Origin of the sequence: Aliiglaciecola sp. (assembly GCF_039982535.1) — a bacterium.
Classification (GTDB): domain Bacteria; phylum Pseudomonadota; class Gammaproteobacteria; order Enterobacterales; family Alteromonadaceae; genus Aliiglaciecola.
Map to the genome: position 1 here is coordinate 1 of NZ_JBDWYG010000015.1, position 18,776 is coordinate 18,776.

The window sequence follows — 18,776 nt, forward strand, 5'->3', positions numbered from 1 at the left end:
ATTTGAATTTCCAGGGAGATCTGCACGTCTAACCGCTTCTTTACGAAAGGCCTCGGTGTAAGGTTGAGCTTTCTTTTTACGTTCCATAAATCACCTCTAATCTAACTATAAGAGATGTCTACTTCTTTTGGGTAACTTCTACTTCTAACGCCCGCATTAGAAGCGGGTCAATTAATTGGATGCTTTTTTGCGTCGTTTATCTTTGCATAAAATCTGACAAATTGAGCCTTCTGACTTTATGCGCTTGTTAGAGCTACTTGCACCTTACATGATAAGCCATAAGAAACATCCCATGATCCGCAACTGTATTTGCCTCTACCATTTCGATTCCTTCGGACACCTTGCATTCTTTTTTTAAAGAATCAGTAAAATTTTTTACTATTTTATTGCGCTTATCATCATCGTAAAATGGACTAACCGTGTTTAACTCAAAAACACATAAGTAACTTTTATTCTTATCATTAGGCCAAGATGGTTCTTTAAAACAAGAGTAACCTATCTTTTCACCCTCGATTTTTTTGACTTCCTCTGCATTGGTCACAGTAGAAATAAAAATTAGAAATATGAGCAAAACCTTCAATTTAACTCCAAAATCTTGGTAGCTATAACGCTTCACATATGAGGCGCAGGCTTCCTGGCTATACTTGCGAAGAATGAGCCAAGCCAGCGAGTATGCGTCCCAATGAGCGCAGCGAATGAACATAATTTGTTTGATAAATGCCCACCATGCTTTTAAATGCGCATTGCTATGCGTATACTGATTAAAAATTAAGTTGGAGCATAGCAATGGCAGACCTTTACGATTTAAACGCACCTAAAAAGGCAACAAATTTAAGCCTCAACAGTGATTTGTTAGAAAAGGCCAGAAGCTTAAAAGTTAACTTGTCTGCAACCCTAGAGCAAGCATTAAGCAATAAACTTAAATTTGTAGAAGCTGAAAAATGGAAACGAGAAAACAAGGCTGCGGTAGAGGCCTACAATGAATTTGTAGCCGAGAACGGTAGTTTAAGCGATGAGTACAGAGATTTTTAATGCCGCAATTTGATGTATACAAAAATCCAAGTAAGAAAACGAGAGAGGCTTATCCTTATCTAGTCGACATCCAAAATTCGGTAATTGAACAATTGGCCACTCACTTAGTTGTACCATTGACAAATGTGAACGCTAAACCCAGCATGTTAATGAAAAAATTAACGCCTGAAATAGAGTTTGATAGCAGCACTTACTTATTTATGACCCAGCAGCTTACCTCTATACCCGAAGATGTACTTAAAAACCCGGTTGGTACATTAGAAGCGTCAAGAGCGTTGTTGATAGATGCGATAGACTTCGCCATCACTGGCATATAACTTTTAAATAAGTGGTGCAGGTACGTGGGGCACAATGGCGAAGGCGCCCCGCGTGTTTGCGTCCCAGCCCGCGCAGCGGGCGAGCTTATTTTTTGTTATATGCACGTACTGCTTATTAATGCATTTTGCTTTTTAATTTCACTAGAGTTTTTATCTGCTTTTGCAATTGCTAATTCAATTTTAGCTTTTGTACATTTATCAGATAGCTCTTTGCTAGCAAGGTAACTTTGATCTTTTTGATACTGAGTCATACCCTCTGTACCACTATATTGATCCCTATCTTCGGGTTTTCTATCTTTTTGATACGGTGGTGGTTGAGTTGCACCACAAGCTGATAACAAAATTATTAGCGAAACTGGAACTAATTTATTGAACAATGCTTCTACTCCTTGTGTATATAACGCTTAATATAACTGGAAAATACGAGCGCTTTACAGCGAGTAGTTTTCCAGTTGATGTTTTTGTTATGTTTTGATTTTAAAAACAAAACGGCGAAATAGTAAAGCCTGTATTAAAGCGATAACACCTAAAATCCACTGCCCATTAAAGTAGAAGCTTGCACAGATAAAAACACTAGGAAATAAGGCATAAAATAAATAGCTTTTGTTGGTAAATTTACAGATTACCCAATGAATAGGAAAACCAATAAGCAACCAACCCAAAATTGAAATTAGGAGAAAAACGCCGATATAAAGTAGAAAAGAAACAAACAATCCCAAAGTATCTGAAAATTGCAGTTCGCCTGAATTAAAAATGACAACTAGAGGCAAAAAGATACTTGAGATAAATAAACTTCTAATTATAGCGCTATCCCAACTTCCTAAATTCAATGGCTACTCTCGCAAAACATAACTTTTCAATAACGGGCGCAGGCACGTAGGGAATAATGGCGAAGCCGCCCTGCGTGTATGCGTCCCAGCGAACGGAGTGAGTGACTTAATTTTTTGTTAGCTGACATTACTTGAATTTGTACCATTTTTTTCGTTGGTAGCAAGCCGCTCCTATAGCAATGCCAAAAGCTATGAGAAAATACTGGGTAGTGAACACAGCCCAAAAAATCAATGGAGCTGCGACAGAGATTGCAATTGACAACCTTTGATTTGATGAGTATTCAACTTCTACAAATTTACCTTTTTTAAAGGCAATATTTTGAACGACTAAGGCGGCAACTATCAAAACCAAAATTAATAGTAAAAAAGGGCTTAAAAATTCCATCTTTATATCCTTTGGCAGCTAACTTTTAAATAAGGGGCGCAGACATGTGGGGCATAATGGCGAAGCCGCCCCGCATGTATGCGTCCCAGCGAACGGAGTGAGTGACTTAATTTTTTTGTTATGTCCGTCTTTTTAAACCCCACACACGAACACGTACTACCCAATAAGTCGTTGATAGTAAAACAAGCAAAACAGGAGTTACAAGGAGAAAAGAATTCCTGATTGCTTCTGGGAATACCTGAGATTGACCAAGGAAAAAGGAAGCTGCTGCGATAAACATAGCAACGCCAATGCGCCAACTGTGACGCACTAGCCTTGCTTTGTTATTTAGTTTTTGTTTTTTGAGGAGGTATGTATCCGCAAGAGCAGCCAATAATGAAATGGTGCCAAAAACTATAATGACCTGAGTTGGATTACCATCAATCTTCGCAATACCTTGGCTTAATGCATGAAATCCCGTTAGAACGGCATATACACCAACCAAGAGGCCAAAAAATGCAAATGAAAGATTAGTCAGGTTTGGCTTAAAAGTCGTTATGCGGGCAGCAACGAAAGCTGTGCAAACTAAATAGAATGTTACTAGACCTGCAACCATGTTTAGCATTTCATCATTAATGAATGCCAACAAAGCACCAGATAGAGTCATAAGCACCATTGAGATAACAAAAACTTTGCCAGCTTTTCTGTGCGTGTTTGCCCCCTTTTTGGCCAAGAAACTTATGGTTCCAGCGAACAGAGCTATGCTGCCTGCAAAAATATGAAGAAAAACTAGCACAGTACTACAACCTCCGATGTTGATTTAATTTGCTAAGGACATAACATCCGAATTTGCTGCACAAGCTTGTGGCCTACACTTTGTGAGGCACGAACAATGGCCGCGAGTTTGGGTCAGCAACATACGTTTGTTAGCTGCCGAACATAAAAAAGGCGGCAACACTAACAATTGCTGTAAAAATAATAGCGTAAAGTATATACACAATTGCAAAAGACATTTGCCATTTAGATCCATCTACTGCTTGTAAGCCTTTGACATAAGATGTAAATGGGCCTGCCACAGATGCTAAATATCCTAAAGCCAACAACAGGGTTTTGCCTAAAGTAACAACAAAACTATCATTGGCCCCTAAAAGACTGATAAACAAAAACGAACCAAATATACATAGAATAAAATAGGCTGTTGTTCCAACAATATGTTGTGAAATGATATTTAACTTCATAGGCTGTGGTGTTACCCACTAAAAGTGGACATCCTAATTATGCATGACGCGCTTCAAACTCCATTGGACTGACATAGTCTAATGTCGAATGTTGTCGTATGCGATTATAAAATATTTCTATGTACTCAAAGATACTGGATTTCAGATGCTCTATCGAGTGATATTTTTCTCCATAAATTAACTCAACTTTAAGTCTACTAAAAAACGATTCCATTACCGCATTATCCCAACAATTGCTCCTTCGACTCATACTTGATGTTGCGCCTATCGAATCAATTAGTCCTTGATATTTTACGGCTCGATACTGCACACCTCTATCCGAGTGTATGATTAACCCAGGCTTTGGGTTGCGTACACCGATTGCCATATTCAATGCGTCAGTGACGAGCTTTTCTGACATTCCTTCATCTATCGACCAGCCGACTATTGCACGAGAGTATAAATCCATCACTGTGGCTAAGTAACTCCACTTCCCTTGTATTCGGATATAGGTTATGTCCGTAACCCACTTTTGATTGGGCTTATCTGCTTTAAATTTACGATTCAATACATTATCACTGACGCCAATGTTGGCATAACTAAAGCGTGAATAGCGAAAAGCTTTACCATTTCTTGCCCGTAAACTAAGCTCATTCATGACTCGGGCTACAGTGTTAATACAACAACCTATATTTTCTTTTTGTAAGCTACGTGTGAGCCTTGGCGCTCCATATCGCTTCTTATAATGTGCAAATAGCTCAGCTACTTTCAGCAGCAGCGCTTGATGTCTTCGTTGCTTATCACTGGGAATACGGTGAAGCGCTCGATAGTAACCCGAACGCGATACCTTCAATGCTTTACACATGATGGTGATCCGATAGCACCCAACAAACTGTTTGATAAAGGCGTACTTTACTCTTGGTTTTTCGCAAAGTACGCTGAAACCTTTTTTAGAAACTCGTTTTCTTCTTTTACGTCTGCCAATTCTCGTTTGAGTTTCTTTACTTCTTCTGAGTCGTCTTTCTTAAATTGAACACCACTTACACGGCTAAATTGTTTATCCGTTAAACGACTAAATTGCCGACGCCAATTATAGATTTGTTGCGCACTAATGCCTAACTCGGCAGCAACTGACTTATTTGAATTTCCAGGGAGATCTGCACGTCTAACCGCTTCTTTACGAAAGGCCTCGGTGTAAGGTTGAGCTTTCTTTTTACGTTCCATAAATCACCTCTAATCTAACTATAAGAGATGTCTACTTCTTTTGGGTAACTTCTGCTGCTAACGCCCTGTTAATGGGCAAAATTTAGTTGGCTAAAATGTGAAGCGGAGCGAAACCAGCCAAATGAATTTTGTCCACTTTAAACAGTTTGTTAGGTGTTGTTTACACCAACTGTTTGATTTTGAATTTTCTCTAACATTTGTATATTGAAATGGAAAATTTCAACATTGACCGAGTCTGCAATTTTAGAGGCAGTCTCCAATTGACTAATATTACCTTTTCTATACTCACTCAATTGTGTATTTAGAAGCATTAACTTACCGTGAATTTTAGAATCAAATAAGCTTCTGTACTCATTGCCAAAGTATCTTTCAATCAGAGCAAAGTTTCTGTTTAAGGAGAAATTCCACTCATATAATACTTCTCTATAATCTTTGAGTTTATCATCAATATTTTCACTATTAGCTTCTAGCGCCCAAAGTAATTGACGGCTAAGATAAAGCCTTCGATCCATTAATTTACTAATTTCTTCGAAAGTTGAGCTAGCAACATTTAACTCTCTTTCTCTAATATCAGATGTTTTTTTGAACTCCCAATCTCTATATTGAAGCGCTTGAGTAATTAGATTTCCTATAACGCCAGTTAGAATGAAGCCAATCACTATTAAAACTAGCTCGTTATACCTTCCAAATAGTTTATCTTTATTTTCCATTTTAACACTCCATGTGCAAATACCTGGGAAACACCTAACATCTTATTATGTAGACCTCACAGTAACACGCATCAAGTTTCACTATTGGCCTCCACAATTCTTTTACTTATATCAGTAGCTTACTTTAAATATTATGTGTTTTACCATCAGAAATTTGGCGTGTTACTGAGAATTCTCCGTAATCCCAACCTTAAGAATTTTGCAATCCTATATTTTTCAATATGTTAGATGTGGTTGGCTTTCATTTTCTGGATTTACTGAGACTTCACAGTAATTACACCCCCAAAACTGAACCAGAAACCATACAAGATAGAGGCTACAGAGAACTTTAGACAATTTTATAATGTGTGTTACTGAGAATTCTCGGTAATTACACACCTATAAGATTGGAGATACTTAATGGTATAAAAATGTGACTGCAGATACTTTAGGTAGGTCATTCTTCTACCAACGAATGGTCTTTTTGCATAAAAGAGCCATGGTGTTTGGCTCTATATTTCAATAATGAATTAACTCATTGTTACTCATGCATTGTCGGGATTAGGGGAATACGCTACTTAGCAACACTGTTTTTTAATTTCATCCATGGAACAAGTAATTACGCTGACGTTTTCATAACCGACTCTGGCCAGTTGCTCTGCACCGAGGGCTGCGCGCAGTGAGGACGCGCAATGCAAATAAATTGGACGCTTGGGATCTTTTTCAAGCTCTAACATTTTGACTTCTAAAAGCCCTCTAGGGACATTTATTGCGCCGCTAGCGGAACCCGCTTCAAACTCTGCAGGCTCTCTTACATCGATAATGATGCCGTTATTTTGTTGTTTTTCAGCATTCGCTTCTTCAGCACTTATAGTTCGAACATTTTGTCGCGCTTCTTGCAACAACGTTGGAATCGTTTTAAGCATTATTTCTCCTTTTAAGGCTTTTCACCTTTGGTTAAATTGGCGAACGAATAGCCTTATTTGATTAGTTAAAATATTGATATATGACTTTTACTGTATCAAATCCACGATGATTTTTGATTATTTTCGTGGCCTCAGGGTAACCTTTTACATCTTGCCGATAAAAATTTGCTGCTTTTTATCCCGTATGAGTTTATCAATCATTTTCTGACTTACGAGCCTAAAGCCTTTTTGATTAATTCGAAAGCCATGCCTTTTATCTTCTTACATATTAATACCTAATTGTGATTAAAGCACTTTCCAAGGTTCTGGTATTGATCCTAGTCAAAATGAGGAGGAGAAATGTGAATTTTTTATACAAGCCGATGTTAAAACTTTATTTAAGCAGCCGCTTTAATTGTGGCCACTTGAATCACCCAAAATAGATAAAATAGCCCTAACCTTCTGACAATCAATTAAGTGCTTTTTTAATGTGAGCTTTAATCATCTCAAACCGTGCGGGCATATGGCGGTTGCGCTTTTTGACAAGATATAAGGTTTCCGCCACAACACTATCAATGTCGAGTATTTTCAATTGCTTGGCTAATTCAAAGTTATTTACTGTGCTGCGGGGCAAAACAGTAAAGCCCAAACCCTGGGAAACCGGCAACAAAATTTGGTGTATCTGGTTCACGTAACCTTTGGTTTTTATCTTGCGTACATCTAAGTTGGTCAAAACCGTTTCTTCACAGTGGGCAAGATACAAACGTAAATAATGCTCAATATCTGGATGGCGAATTAACCCAAGTTGCATAATCTCAGCAGCGAGGTTGTCTAAGTTTAGTGATTTAGACGACGGAAAAACCAGCACCAACTCTTCGCGACCTATGATTTCACTTGAAAAAAGTAACGGGTCTGGTTTTTGGGTAACAATCCCTAAATCTGTTTGGCCATTGCTAATTTGCTCTAAAATCCGATTATTCGGTGCCGCTTCTAAGTGTATTACTAAATTTTCATATTTAGTTTGCAGCTCAATAAAGCCTGAATAAAGTAAGGTCGCTAAGGAACCAGAGCAAGATAGCGCGCATTTACCTGAAGTTTTATCGTTTGCACCTAAGGTTTCGAAAAACGCTGATTCTTGTTGTTGTGTGGTTAAAATATAGTTGTATAACAATTCCCCTTGAAGCGTTACATCGAAGGATTTTTTTTGCCTTCTAATTAAATCGTAGCCGCAAGCATCTTCTAATTTTTGAATGTGTTGACTCACGCCTGGTTGAGTCATATGTAAGATCTCGGCAGTACGCGTAAAGTGCCGATTTTCAATTAAGGTTTTAAACGTATTTAACCAAACAGGATTTAACATAATAAATTATTGTTATCAAAATAATAATATTTGATAATTTAACACAATCAAACTTCCTTTGTACTATAGATTCCATATTAAACCTGACGACCAAGTCATAAAATGGAGTCATCAAAATGATACCTAACAAACAATATCCTCGTTCATTCTCTCACATTGGAATTTCTGTACCAGATCTTGAAAAAGCTGTTGAATTTTATACCAAAACTTTAGGTTGGTATTTGATTATGGAACCAACTGAAATACTAGAAGACACAAGCCCTATCGGTGAAATGTGTACTGATGTATTTGGTAAAGGCTGGCAGAGCTTCAAAATTGCCCATTTATCGACGGGTGATCGCGTGGGAGTAGAGATTTTTCAATTTAATGGACAACAAAACCCAGATAACAATTTTGAATACTGGAAAACGGGTGTTTTTCACTTTTGTGTTCAAGATCCAGATGTAGAGGGATTGGCAGAACAAATTGTTGCAGCCGGCGGCAAAAAACGCATGCCAGAGCCTCGTTATTATTACCCTGGAGAAAAACCCTACCGCATGATCTACATGGAAGACCCTTTTGGTAATATCCTAGAAATATACAGCCACAGTTATGAGCTCATCTACTCTAGCGGCGCATATAACTAAGTATAAACGCCGGGGGGTTAATCTCTTAATAACGCCTTATAAACTAACAAAACGGCAACCATTTTGGTTGCCGTTTTGTTTAAAAATAACCACATTTGAGAGCTATTTTGTGATCAAGACTTTTCAGTTAACTGAATACTCACCCAAACGCCTTAATACGGTTTACAGGGCCTCATCATTCTCTTCGCCAGTGCGAATACGAATGGCTTGTGCTACTGAGGTTACAAAAATCTTACCATCACCAATTTTACCCGTTGCAGCAACTTCCATTATGGCTTCGATGCAGCGTTCTACTTCTGAATCAGTTACTACCAATTCTATTTTCACTTTAGGTAAAAAATCGACATTGTATTCTGCACCGCGGTAGGTCTCTTTATGACCTTTTTGTCTGCCATACCCCTTAACCTCTGTAACCGTCAGGCCAGTGACACCGACATCTGTTAACGCGGCTCTCACTTCATCAATTTTAAACGGTTTAATAATCGCTTCTATCTTTTTCATTCAGTTTCCCAATTCGTAAGCAAAGGTTCATATTTGAAAATGGTATATGATTTCTACCCATTTATATATCAAGTTTTTTTAATACACCGCATTCACCAATAGAATGTCCAGCAGAACAAGAAGCAGCGATATCGGTTAAAACAGTTTGCAAATGAGTTAACTCATCAAGACGTTTAGAGACTTCTTTAATATGCTGTTTAACCATCTGATTAACTGATTCACAGCTTTTATCTGGTTGTTCTCGTAAAACGATCAATTGTTTAATTTCATTTATGGAGATACCTAGCGAACGACATTGACGAATAAAGGTTAGCTGTTTTAAAGCACCATCGTCATACTCCCGATAATTGCTTGCGCTGCGCATAGGTTGTTTAAGCAAACCTTGTTTTTCATAAAAGCGGATAGTTTGTACAGAACAGTCCGATTTGTTAGCCAGCAAACCTATTTTCATTTCCACCATCGAAAACTTGACTCTATAGTAGATATAGACTTTACACTTGTATCCATCAGTCATCAATATGGAAGTCACTTGCAATGTACTACACTGAATATGCAAAACCCTTTGTTGAAAACAAAATTGCGTTAGCGCAACAGGCCATAAAGGATGGTGATCTACAAAAAGCATTCCAATATTTGGAAGACGCCCATGTAATTGCTCAAAAATCTACCTACTTACATTGTCTAGTTCATTACTTAATGCTAAAACATGGTTATATTCAATGGAATATGAAAGAAATGAGCGGTCAAATTTTTCGGCTAGTAGGAGCTTTAACTAAAACATGGATCGGGTGGATACCAACAGGAAATACCGGAGGTACCAATGTCAGCCCATTCAAACCCATGCCGATTTCTGCACACAATAAAAAAATAATTGATGTAATAGAGCAAAAAATTAAGCAACAAATAAAACAATAGGAAGTATTAACTCGTCATGGGTAAACACACTCATCACCACGGTCATTCGCACTCTCATGCTCATGCCCATCAGCACTCGGCGTCCAATAGAATTGGCTGGGCATTCTTTTTAAATGTCACTTTTACTATCATTGAGTTTATTGGAGGCTGGTTAACTAACAGCACCGCGATAATGGCAGATGCGGTGCACGATTTAGGTGATAGCTTAGCGATTGGAACCGCTTGGTGGTTAAATAAACTAGGCGAAAAAGATGCCAATCAAGCATTCAGTTATGGCTTCAAACGTTTTTCTTTATTAGGTGCCCTTATCAACAGTTTAATACTCATTGTCGGCTCAGTTTGGATTATGTTTGAAGCGATCCCTAGACTAAGTAGCCCTGAAATGCCACAAACACAAGGCATGTTTGCCTTGGCTATATTTGGTATTTTAGTCAACGGTTATGCCGCCTATAAATTGAGTGACGGCGACACGTTAAATGAACGGGTATTGAATTGGCATTTAATAGAGGATGTGCTGGGTTGGGTAGCTGTGTTGATTGTATCTGTTGTACTCATGTTTAAACCTTGGCCCATATTGGATCCCATATTATCCATCGCATTTACCCTATTTATTCTTTTCAATGTTGTGAAAAACTTAAAAATCACCTTAAGGCTTTTTTTACAAGGGACACCAGACAACGAAGCTCGGGAGCAAGTAAAAGACATTCTGCTATCTCCTGATAGCGTGGACGATGTTCACCATCTACACATTTGGTCATTGGATGGCGAGCAACATGTAATGACCGCTCATTTGGTGTTAAATGAACAAATTGCTATTCCATTGATGAAAGAAATAAAAGCAGACCTAAATACACAATTGGCCCCGCTCAATCTTGCTCATACCACCATTGAGTTTGAATTTTCAGACGAAACCTGTCGTGATAGTAAAACCTAGCATTGAGCCAATTATCAACAACCCTTGTCTAAATTCCAAGAGCCGAGTTACGTTCTAGGGGACAATTTCATTATCTCCAATACCAGAGGTAGAATAAATTCCTTTTGCTGGAATGCCTCCTTTGGTATTTGAATAAAATACTTCCTGGCGTTTCTCTATGGCATCGACGATATTTTCTACGGTTTTCCCATCTAGAATACCGGAAAGCATATCGATAATCTCATGGGGATTAACCTTAGGGGCATCAGTGGTAAAATACGTGGGTACTCGAGAACCAATCACATCTGTATTTTCAGTATTTCCGATTTCGCTGCGTACTTCATCTAAATAAGCCATTGAAGTACACGCCTGGAAAAACAAAACACGATATTTATCAGGATCAAACTGATCGCTTGCTACCATCTCTTTTAAATCATGTTCGGCATCCATTTTAACACCATGTTTTTTGGCTGCTTGATAGCGAGTGCCTCTTCCTGCAGCAGCCATAGCCGCATCAATTCCAATTCTGAAATTTTCTAAGGGAGATGCTTTTTCATCAAAATCTGGACCGCTACCGTATCGAGCATGACCGTTATAAAGGGTAATTTCCGATGACGAAAGTCCAGCACCAAACGCACTAGCCGCTCCTACCCCGGGTTCAATTAGGTGTACCCAAACACGAATATCTCTTGTTTCTATACTGCCGTCACTTTTAGGGAAGCTAATGGGCGTGCGAAGTGCCCAAAACTCATCGGAATTCATTCCTGACATAGCCAAAGCAAATCCTCTCTTTGTAAGCCACTCACGAAATACACGAGCAGAGGCCGTACCACTATCTTCTCCGGTATCTTTGCGCTTATTATCAGCATCGACAAAGGAGGTATTAAAACCTGCGTGACCAAAGGCAACTGTTACGTCTAAGCGGTTGTCGGCTAACAATCTGCTGTAATCAAACACATGCTCTTGACGCTGATCAACAGCTGGCGCTATCTGATCTAAAAGAACAATTGCATCTTTATCGCACTTATCCAAATCATCACTTAAATATCTCGAACGGAATTGGCTGATGGCTAATCGAGTTTCATCTCCATAGAAACCATCTACGCGATGTAAAGGTAGATCGAACCCCATATCATCTAGCGCTCTTTGTACCTTAGATACTGCACCATCGGTACCGTTTTGTTTGCTACTTAATGCCCCAATCTGGCCATTAGCAATTTTAGTGAGTTGCGGATCATTGGCAAAGCGTGGGTTGCTCAATACAACTAGCGGCGAGGTTTGTTCATTGGGTTTACGTTGCACAGAATGGCTGTATTCACTGTTTCCCCCTTTACTTTGTTGTATTACATGGGTCAATTCATGGGCCAATAAACCCATGCTACTTGTTTGATTTTTCTGGTACTCACCTTGATTAAAGACAATATGATTAGCGTGTGTGAAAGCCTTGGCACCTATGCCTTTTGCCGCTTGATTAGCTTCACCATTGGTATGTAAACGCACATCGTCAAAAGAACGATTAAATCGCGATGAAAAAAATTGATTCTCAGTTTTAGATAAGCCGGTCCCTTTGCCATTTAAGCTATTGATGTAAGCACCTAACGGCTTAGTTTGCTGGTTAGCATTCTGAGCTGTATTTGAAGTTGAACTTTCTGGCTTCGCCGAGGCTTGTGGAGAACGAAGACTGGATATGCTACCAACCTTACTACTATTGCCACTCATTACTTGATTGGCAATAGTATCTGCTTCTTGTTCATAGGCATCATTGGCCGGCCCAACGGTTAACTTTGGCTGCAAAGCTAAAGACGTTTCTTGTTCCAGCTCGCACTGTTCGCATTTGCGCTGTATCGAGCTGCTTGGTAAAGGAGAGTTCACCAACCTTCCCCATAAGGGATTAATTGGGGTTGCCCCTGCACGAACAGTAGAATCTTGCTTCGCCGGTGTATGTTTAGTCGAATTAGCAGCATGAAAAGCCTCAGCAGGCTTTTTTACCCCTCTTCTCGCTGGAGTTTCAGGCTGATTGACAACACTCGCTTGAGCTTTCAACATCGCTTTCACCTATTTGTAACTAGTTAAGCCCTAAGAACACCTTTTTGTTGATATTCTTTTCTACTGGGGTTGGAATTCGCGCATTAACTTTAGCCATACGTGTTGCTAATCCAGCGTCTTGCAGCACTTTTTTCAACGCCCGAGCTTGAACATCGGCGGTTTTAACCGATGTATCAGACTCATCCACGCTGATTAGTTCAATACTTTTAATTTGCGTAGAAGCATCCTGTAAACTTTTTATTTCCTTTTCAAACTCTGCATCACGGATCACCTCGTTATTTTCATCAAATCGCACTACTTCAGCCAAATTTCCCGGCACTTCATTAATAATCTTGCTCGGTGTGAGGAAAACGAAGGTGATCACTGGGCAATTGCTTGGAAATGAGTCCCTTTCACTGGCCTGTGTAAAGTGATTTGAATCATTACTGATGTTAAGCAATTCAGCGATAACTTCATTTTGCCGTTTCGCGTTTTCCTCATTCGGTTTATGTTGTATATCTCCATTTTCATCCACACTAGGTTTAATGCTGGAAAAATATGAAGCTTTGCTGGCATCACTAATGAGGTCCTGCAAAGCGATGTTTGAGCTTAAATATGACTGCCAGTTGTTACTAAATAATTGTTGAGAACTTGCCTCAAACTCCGAGGTATCCCAATAAAATTGCAACGAATTAAGATCATAGTATGTCACTTGGTTACCACCTAGCCCACTATCAAAATCAATAAGAATGACATCTAATGCAGCCCTTTGTGCTTCATTCACTTGTTGACCAGGAATGATTTCTATATCAAAGAACGAAGGTGTGACTAGATACACTTGATGACACTGTGTAGCACTGACTAAAACTGAGGCTTTTCGACATTCGCCAAACATCCCCTGAGGTATAAGTAAGGTGTCCATATTGTCATCAGGATTGTCGCTGGCGATGCCTAAAGTATTAACAATACTATTGGTTTGCTCACGGGTAATCTGTGCATTATTAGCATCCTCTTGAGGATGCATAGCTCCTGCATGGGTTATAACGTAATTTCCTGCTTCCTGCCAAACGGCTTTTAAATTAGTCTGTTGCTGTTGTGACGCGAATTCACCCGTACCTTTTTTAAACTGAGGGTTCACCCCCAAAGCTCTCGCATTATCAAAATCAAATACTGTATCTAAGGTGATATTTGAACCTGGTTGATACTTAGCAACAACACCGTTAATTCTATCTAAAACACTTTCGGGATTGGACGTAACAACGTGATAAACCTGGTGGCAATCAGTTTCTACTTGTTGCTGAGCTTGTTTTACAAAATACACAATAGCACCATCACGCTGCGAGCCTTGCAGAGTCGCAGGTAATGTTTGCTTCACAACTATCGGCATATTAGTCACAAAGTTGCTCACGTCATCAAGCACGGCGTTAGTACTGTTAACCCGAGAAATAGCAATCGCATTACCTTCGTTAACTGCATCACCTGTACTTGCAATAGCGGCAACTATGGTTTGCGATTGACTAGTCAACAGCGGTTTCCACGCTTCTTGCAGTGTTTTGTGAGCACTATTGATCACCGCAGAGCTAGCAGAAAAGTTGACTTCAACCACAGACGAGGCTTGGCTTACCGTTGTTTCAAAGGCGCTATCTATTGCCGCGAGTAACTTTTCGGTATTGGCATCTTCTGGGACTTCGACTAGGTAGATTTGATATTGTCTAGTTTCCTGCACTACCTCTGGAACCGAGTCACCCTCACAGACTTTAGTTCGTCTTCGATGAAATAAAACCCAAGGGTATTGCCCTTTAACAAACAATTCATTGGGTAACTTAACCGGCGGCGGAAATAAAAGATGACTAGCGCTTTCCACAAACCCTGGATTATCAAGAGCACCTGCTATTTGATTTAGTGCCACTAAAGACTGGTTATAAAAAGGGTTACCTGGGGTGAGCACCTTGTCATCCGGTACAAACCTTGCCGACAAAAAGTTAACTTGGTTAGGTTCTCCCTCAACAAGGGTACTGAGCAGCCCTTCTACTTCACATTCGCCAACCTCATTCCACGTTTGCGTATATGTCATTTCAACTAATTCCGAGTTTCCAAATAGTGACGGACTGGGAATATGAATCGCAATATTTGCGCCTTTATCGGTCACTTCTCGACTAAGAACAATGTCGTCGTTGAGACTAGCGCTTGATACCTGATTTTTAGGGACGCCGTTAAGGGTAGTGGTGTACTGCAAAATACTGTCGCCCACAAAACGTCCGGTTAACCGTCTGGTTTGGTCGCGCTGAGCCACATTTTCAATAATCACCTGCCCAGTAATATTCAACTCAACAATAGTATCAAGGGTAATATCCCGATCATTGCCGGAATACACTAAACTCATTTCCAAAATAAAACGGGCCGACACTTGTGATCTTGCACCTGGGTTTAGTTCGAAGACATTTTCGTCGGATTGCATCTGTCCCCATAAATTAATGTCTGTATTTATTTTTTGACCGTCGACTTGGGTAGACGCAGAGTTTTCAGTTGCTAAATAAAATCCCAATTTGCCGTCTTGATTTTCGGCTCTAGCTGCGCCGGTCATATCTTTACCAAAGTCTAGGCTTCCAGTAGAAAAATCAACCTCCCTCACACTTGCACTCAATGATGCAGAACGCATAACCATTTCGTCACGAATGCTATTTTTATCTAATGAGTCTTTAAAGGCGTCTGCGACTAAATGCAGCATCATGCCAAGGATAGTGTCAGATGAATCAATATGCCCTTGAAAAGCAGGTTGAACTTGTACGGGTTCAGAGCGGTTAATTTGCCCTTCAGGAACCAATATATCCACCTCTTGTAAATTCTCGGGGTTATCCAAACCGGATAACAAACAGATGCGTTGCATATGTTGTGCTTCTTCTAGTGCATGATGAACAAAGTCAGCGCGCACGGCACAAAAGCGCAAATCAACGCCTTTACCCATTAATTGACGCACTTGTTGATTAATCGATAAGGAAGAATCTGCTACCACGGGTAAATACCCTGCACTGGGTAATTCGACTATGCCGCAATCGATCAACAATTGTTGGCTCACTGAACTGCTTCCAACGGCTTGCAATCTATCGATGCTGGCCTGCAACCCTTGCACATCTATGGCAGCCATATTGAATTGAGATACGTCATCTCTCTCAGAGGCAATACTGGCTTTTGGAATGATACTGGCTTGTGACTCTCTACTGGCAAACTGCATTTCAGTCGCTATTTGCACGTCACTGGCAACTGGCATTTCACCGGCCACTTCCATTTCACCCGCTCCTGGCAGTCTCTCAATCTGAGTGAGCTTTGCAGACACATTGGTGTAATAGGTCAATAACTGCTGCATGTCGGCTGCTGCACTTTTGATCAAGGTTTTTTCTTCAGCGCAAGGATCATTGGTAACTGGCGGATTTTGTGGATCAAAACTGCCTAAACAATCTCGCAATTGACATTGAAACTGTAAAATTTGTGCCAAATAAATTTGCCAATTTCGCAGTCCCATCCGTGCAGCCCAATATTGCTGAGGGGGAGGAACAATACGTTCGCGACGCGCCCCCCACGCATCTAAGAACACCACTGTTTCGCCAATTTTAGATAACATACCAATGGCGATCCCCTCGCCTGTCAGTGCTTCTGCTCCTAAACACCAGGTTGCAGCGTTTAACCCCTGTTGGCTTATTAGCGATGAAATTGCATTTTTTTCTTGCTCAAAATAGGCACTCACCGTCCGTGAACGAAGATGTTTTTGGGTTAAGGTCACTTGGCTGGAATCTTTCAACGCCTCAGTTAAGGTCATTGGCACTGCACGTATACTTAATCCTTCAACGATGTGAGTTCGTTGTGTACTGCTGATGCACGCTTCTGAGCATAATTTACCGTAGACGTCTTCTTCACCACAGTAGGCTTCCAAATGATATACAACAAGCAAATACAACTCTTGATTAGCCAGTACATTGTTAGAGCCTGTGTCCGAGGTACGTAATTCACAGGTTTTAAATTGACTGTCTTTCAGCTCTGAGGCTTTTTCTATTTCCAAGGATGTTTTTGCCACGAATGTACTGTTTTGTTCGGCTAATAATTGGCTCAGCTTCACTTCGATATTTTGCCCTAAAACCAAGGCTCGACCTTGCCAGTCGTAACCAAGCCCAGCACTAATTGCTATTGTCTGACCAGAGGTTAGACTGCAATCAAAACCATTGACGATTCCACCACCAGAGGCTTGGTTAGATAATCGAATTTGATTCAACAATGCCCCTTGCTCAAGTTGCAGATCAGGCGCTCGTAAAAACTTACCATCAAAATAATTTAAGCGAGTGAGTGAACTGGCACTATCAATAACGGTATGTCCGCTGGTGTTACCTTGACTAGTGGAATTACTCGATATTTTAGTAGTCACATTGGAAGTTTTAAGACTGCTCATGATCCACTCCTTGTTTTAAACATGTAGATAAAATCATTGCCCTGAAAAGCTGAACCCGCTGGGCTGTCCATACCACCAGCCAAAGGAATACGGTTGCGACCTAAAATAGGTGTTTCCCCTGTGCCTTTTACAATTAACCTGACTAACACACCCGCAGGGGCATCTCGCAACTCAATCTGTAGACGATTCTCTGCGCTGTTGTAATTTACCTTTTTGATTACACAATTCACCCAGCCATCTCGACTATCAAAAGCGGTCACACTGATTCCTTTGGCGTCCACACTGGCTTTCATTAACGGTGTCCCTAGCACTTTCATATTGATAAGTTCAGTGCCTTGCATCGCCACACTTTGTGCATCAATACGTGGCCCCCCGGCATCATTTTCGGGTACATCAGGAAGGTTAGCTTCTAAGTCTTGCGGTGAATAACAGCCGCCACTCAATAACGATTGAATGGTGGAGGTAGGCAAAAGGTACGGCCGCACAAAGGGGTCCACTGTGCCATCAACAAGTTGCCAACTTTGTTGCTGTTTATGTAATCTAATACCGTGTAAGTTGGCTAACAGTACCTTGCAAGGCGGTTGTTGTGGAAAACTGCCAAATTGGCTGTTATCTAAGCTGCCTTGTGGCGTGATATCCATTCCATCTAACACCGCGAATTGGGTAAACCATTTATGGCATAGTGACGCTTTTTTGCTGTCATCTGCGGCCAGTATTTGCGCTTTCGCGTGCAATACGTCGGCGTCACTATCTAGTACTTTGCCGTCGTCATCTTCTCTGGCTTCAACCAAACCAAATAACAAATTTAAACGATGATATTGGCTCACCTGTGGCTCTTGATATTCGCCAGCCGTCAAATACACTTTAACGGTTTCAACCACGCGAGAATACGCCGTTGATGTACTACTGGCGTCACAACTTTCACTCAGTGCAGGTACTTGTCGAGCTAAACAACTATGAAACTCCAAAGTCACATGAGCGTCGAATATCACGTCACCAGTTTCTTCATCATGGGTGATAACTTGTTGCAGTACTACGTCATCTTGATTTGCTTCATACCAAGCGGCTAGATTTAAACAAGCCGCTTGCTCTAACAGTAACTCTCGGCCAACTGCATCCATGGCTAATCCAGGTGTGACTTTCACTTCACCGAGAAAAATCACCTGCTCAGTTTCTTCACTTTCCATTTGCGGCAAACTCACATCAAGGCCCCAAACCACGCCCTGCCCGTGTAACCAAGCGTTGTGATACCACATTTTTCCTCGATGGTAGGCATCTAACGTTTGAAAATCGTCGACCCCTAGGAGCATGCCAAAATGCACATACAGAGATCGAAATGGATCCACTGGCAGCATTTGGTTAGATAAGCCAGCAGTGCCTGACGTTTGATTCACTAATGCTTCTGCGCTCACAATATTTC

General features: G+C 40.5%; 21 protein-coding genes. 5 read left to right on the forward strand and 16 right to left on the reverse strand.

Annotation, left to right across the window (positions count from 1 at the left end; genetic code table 11):
- Positions 1-253: 253 nt before the first annotated feature.
- Positions 254-616 (reverse strand): hypothetical protein, encoded by a 363-nt coding sequence (locus ABJV04_RS02460; protein WP_348489557.1) that lies wholly within the window; start codon positions 614-616, stop codon positions 254-256.
- 170 nt (positions 617-786) lie between these two features.
- Here ABJV04_RS02460 and ABJV04_RS02465 point away from each other — a divergent pair, with 170 nt between their 5' ends.
- Both ABJV04_RS02465 and ABJV04_RS02470 read left to right on the forward strand, forming a co-directional pair.
- On the forward strand, positions 787-1,032 hold the full coding sequence (locus tag ABJV04_RS02465; protein ID WP_348489558.1) for a type II toxin-antitoxin system CcdA family antitoxin: 246 nt from the start codon (positions 787-789) through the stop codon (positions 1,030-1,032).
- The gene (locus tag ABJV04_RS02470) at positions 1,032-1,349 is read left to right on the forward strand and encodes a CcdB family protein (protein WP_348489560.1); all 318 of its coding nucleotides are present in this window, start codon (positions 1,032-1,034) and stop codon (positions 1,347-1,349) included. Before ABJV04_RS02465 ends, ABJV04_RS02470 begins: the two co-directional genes overlap by 1 nt.
- A 95-nt stretch (positions 1,350-1,444) precedes the next feature.
- Here ABJV04_RS02470 and ABJV04_RS02475 read toward each other — a convergent pair whose 3' ends face one another.
- The 10 genes from ABJV04_RS02475 to ABJV04_RS02520 form a co-directional block, all read right to left on the reverse strand.
- A complete protein-coding gene (locus ABJV04_RS02475; RefSeq protein WP_348489562.1) occupies positions 1,445-1,726 on the reverse strand; it encodes a hypothetical protein in 282 nt (93 codons plus the stop codon).
- Positions 1,727-1,813: 87 nt separating this feature from the next.
- Positions 1,814-2,179 carry a hypothetical protein gene (locus ABJV04_RS02480; RefSeq protein WP_348364488.1) on the reverse strand — a complete coding sequence of 122 codons (366 nt, stop codon included), beginning with the start codon at positions 2,177-2,179 and terminating at the stop codon, positions 1,814-1,816.
- 127 nt (positions 2,180-2,306) lie between these two features.
- Positions 2,307-2,564, reverse strand: a complete 258-nt coding sequence (locus ABJV04_RS02485) for a hypothetical protein (RefSeq protein WP_348489564.1) — start codon at positions 2,562-2,564, stop codon at positions 2,307-2,309.
- A 118-nt stretch (positions 2,565-2,682) separates the two neighbouring features.
- On the reverse strand, positions 2,683-3,339 hold the full coding sequence (locus ABJV04_RS02490; protein WP_348489566.1) for a DUF2306 domain-containing protein: 657 nt from the start codon (positions 3,337-3,339) through the stop codon (positions 2,683-2,685).
- 130 nt (positions 3,340-3,469) lie between these two features.
- Entirely contained in the window at positions 3,470-3,781 is a 312-nt protein-coding gene (locus ABJV04_RS02495; RefSeq protein ID WP_348489568.1) for a hypothetical protein, read from the reverse strand.
- Positions 3,782-3,818: 37 nt separating this feature from the next.
- The gene (locus ABJV04_RS02500) at positions 3,819-4,745 is read right to left on the reverse strand and encodes an IS3 family transposase (protein WP_348489691.1); all 927 of its coding nucleotides are present in this window, start codon (positions 4,743-4,745) and stop codon (positions 3,819-3,821) included.
- The gene (locus ABJV04_RS02505; RefSeq protein WP_348489569.1) at positions 4,673-4,984 is read right to left on the reverse strand and encodes a transposase; all 312 of its coding nucleotides are present in this window, start codon (positions 4,982-4,984) and stop codon (positions 4,673-4,675) included. The genes ABJV04_RS02500 and ABJV04_RS02505 overlap by 73 nt, the downstream gene beginning before the upstream one ends.
- A 149-nt stretch (positions 4,985-5,133) precedes the next feature.
- Positions 5,134-5,694 carry a hypothetical protein gene (locus tag ABJV04_RS02510; RefSeq protein WP_348489571.1) on the reverse strand — a complete coding sequence of 187 codons (561 nt, stop codon included), beginning with the start codon at positions 5,692-5,694 and terminating at the stop codon, positions 5,134-5,136.
- A gap of 557 nt (positions 5,695-6,251) precedes the next feature.
- On the reverse strand, positions 6,252-6,599 hold the full coding sequence (locus ABJV04_RS02515) for a rhodanese-like domain-containing protein (RefSeq protein WP_348489572.1): 348 nt from the start codon (positions 6,597-6,599) through the stop codon (positions 6,252-6,254).
- 448 nt (positions 6,600-7,047) lie between these two features.
- Positions 7,048-7,938 carry a LysR family transcriptional regulator gene (locus ABJV04_RS02520; RefSeq protein ID WP_348489574.1) on the reverse strand — a complete coding sequence of 297 codons (891 nt, stop codon included), beginning with the start codon at positions 7,936-7,938 and terminating at the stop codon, positions 7,048-7,050.
- 116 nt (positions 7,939-8,054) lie between these two features.
- Between ABJV04_RS02520 and ABJV04_RS02525 the strand changes: the two genes are divergently transcribed.
- Positions 8,055-8,564: a lactoylglutathione lyase family protein gene (locus ABJV04_RS02525; protein WP_348489575.1), complete on the forward strand. Its 510-nt coding sequence runs from the start codon at positions 8,055-8,057 to the stop codon at positions 8,562-8,564.
- Between the two features lie 162 nt (positions 8,565-8,726).
- On the opposite strand, the gene ABJV04_RS02530 is transcribed toward ABJV04_RS02525, so the two are convergent.
- Together ABJV04_RS02530 and cadR are read right to left on the reverse strand one after the other, a co-directional pair.
- Positions 8,727-9,065 (reverse strand): P-II family nitrogen regulator, encoded by a 339-nt coding sequence (locus ABJV04_RS02530; protein WP_348489577.1) that lies wholly within the window; start codon positions 9,063-9,065, stop codon positions 8,727-8,729.
- Between the two features lie 61 nt (positions 9,066-9,126).
- A complete protein-coding gene (gene cadR / locus ABJV04_RS02535; protein ID WP_348489579.1) occupies positions 9,127-9,516 on the reverse strand; it encodes a Cd(II)/Pb(II)-responsive transcriptional regulator in 390 nt (129 codons plus the stop codon).
- Between the two features lie 83 nt (positions 9,517-9,599).
- On the opposite strand from cadR, the gene ABJV04_RS02540 reads away from it, so the two are divergent.
- Both ABJV04_RS02540 and ABJV04_RS02545 read left to right on the forward strand, forming a co-directional pair.
- Positions 9,600-9,980, forward strand: coding sequence for a DUF3703 domain-containing protein (locus tag ABJV04_RS02540; protein ID WP_348489580.1), 381 nt, complete (start codon positions 9,600-9,602; stop codon positions 9,978-9,980).
- A 16-nt stretch (positions 9,981-9,996) separates the two neighbouring features.
- Complete coding sequence (locus ABJV04_RS02545; protein WP_348489582.1) at positions 9,997-10,914, forward strand: cation diffusion facilitator family transporter; 918 nt, start codon at positions 9,997-9,999, stop codon at positions 10,912-10,914.
- A 54-nt stretch (positions 10,915-10,968) separates the two neighbouring features.
- On the opposite strand, the gene ABJV04_RS02550 is transcribed toward ABJV04_RS02545, so the two are convergent.
- The 3 genes from ABJV04_RS02550 to ABJV04_RS02560 are packed head-to-tail and all read right to left on the reverse strand — an operon-like array spanning position 10,969 to position 18,768.
- Complete coding sequence (locus tag ABJV04_RS02550) at positions 10,969-12,939, reverse strand: DUF4157 domain-containing protein (RefSeq protein ID WP_348489583.1); 1,971 nt, start codon at positions 12,937-12,939, stop codon at positions 10,969-10,971.
- Between the two features lie 19 nt (positions 12,940-12,958).
- The gene (locus ABJV04_RS02555) at positions 12,959-17,356 is read right to left on the reverse strand and encodes a hypothetical protein (RefSeq protein ID WP_348489585.1); all 4,398 of its coding nucleotides are present in this window, start codon (positions 17,354-17,356) and stop codon (positions 12,959-12,961) included.
- Positions 17,353-18,768: a hypothetical protein gene (locus ABJV04_RS02560; RefSeq protein ID WP_348489586.1), complete on the reverse strand. Its 1,416-nt coding sequence runs from the start codon at positions 18,766-18,768 to the stop codon at positions 17,353-17,355. Before ABJV04_RS02560 ends, ABJV04_RS02555 begins: the two co-directional genes overlap by 4 nt.
- Positions 18,769-18,776 lie beyond the last annotated feature (8 nt).

Coding starts and splice junctions, on each gene's coding strand:
- ABJV04_RS02465 (WP_348489558.1), top strand. CDS start 787: ATGGCAGACCTTTACGATTTAAACGCACCTAAAAAGGCAACAAATTTA.
- ABJV04_RS02470 (WP_348489560.1), top strand. CDS start 1,032: ATGCCGCAATTTGATGTATACAAAAATCCAAGTAAGAAAACGAGAGAG.
- ABJV04_RS02485 (WP_348489564.1), bottom strand. CDS start 2,564: ATGGAATTTTTAAGCCCTTTTTTACTATTAATTTTGGTTTTGATAGTT.
- ABJV04_RS02495 (WP_348489568.1), bottom strand. CDS start 3,781: ATGAAGTTAAATATCATTTCACAACATATTGTTGGAACAACAGCCTAT.
- ABJV04_RS02505 (WP_348489569.1), bottom strand. CDS start 4,984: ATGGAACGTAAAAAGAAAGCTCAACCTTACACCGAGGCCTTTCGTAAA.
- ABJV04_RS02510 (WP_348489571.1), bottom strand. CDS start 5,694: ATGGAAAATAAAGATAAACTATTTGGAAGGTATAACGAGCTAGTTTTA.
- ABJV04_RS02515 (WP_348489572.1), bottom strand. CDS start 6,599: ATGCTTAAAACGATTCCAACGTTGTTGCAAGAAGCGCGACAAAATGTT.
- ABJV04_RS02520 (WP_348489574.1), bottom strand. CDS start 7,938: ATGTTAAATCCTGTTTGGTTAAATACGTTTAAAACCTTAATTGAAAAT.
- ABJV04_RS02525 (WP_348489575.1), top strand. CDS start 8,055: ATGATACCTAACAAACAATATCCTCGTTCATTCTCTCACATTGGAATT.
- ABJV04_RS02530 (WP_348489577.1), bottom strand. CDS start 9,065: ATGAAAAAGATAGAAGCGATTATTAAACCGTTTAAAATTGATGAAGTG.
- cadR (WP_348489579.1), bottom strand. CDS start 9,516: ATGAAAATAGGTTTGCTGGCTAACAAATCGGACTGTTCTGTACAAACT.
- ABJV04_RS02540 (WP_348489580.1), top strand. CDS start 9,600: ATGTACTACACTGAATATGCAAAACCCTTTGTTGAAAACAAAATTGCG.
- ABJV04_RS02545 (WP_348489582.1), top strand. CDS start 9,997: ATGGGTAAACACACTCATCACCACGGTCATTCGCACTCTCATGCTCAT.
- ABJV04_RS02550 (WP_348489583.1), bottom strand. CDS start 12,939: ATGTTGAAAGCTCAAGCGAGTGTTGTCAATCAGCCTGAAACTCCAGCG.
- ABJV04_RS02555 (WP_348489585.1), bottom strand. CDS start 17,356: ATGAGCAGTCTTAAAACTTCCAATGTGACTACTAAAATATCGAGTAAT.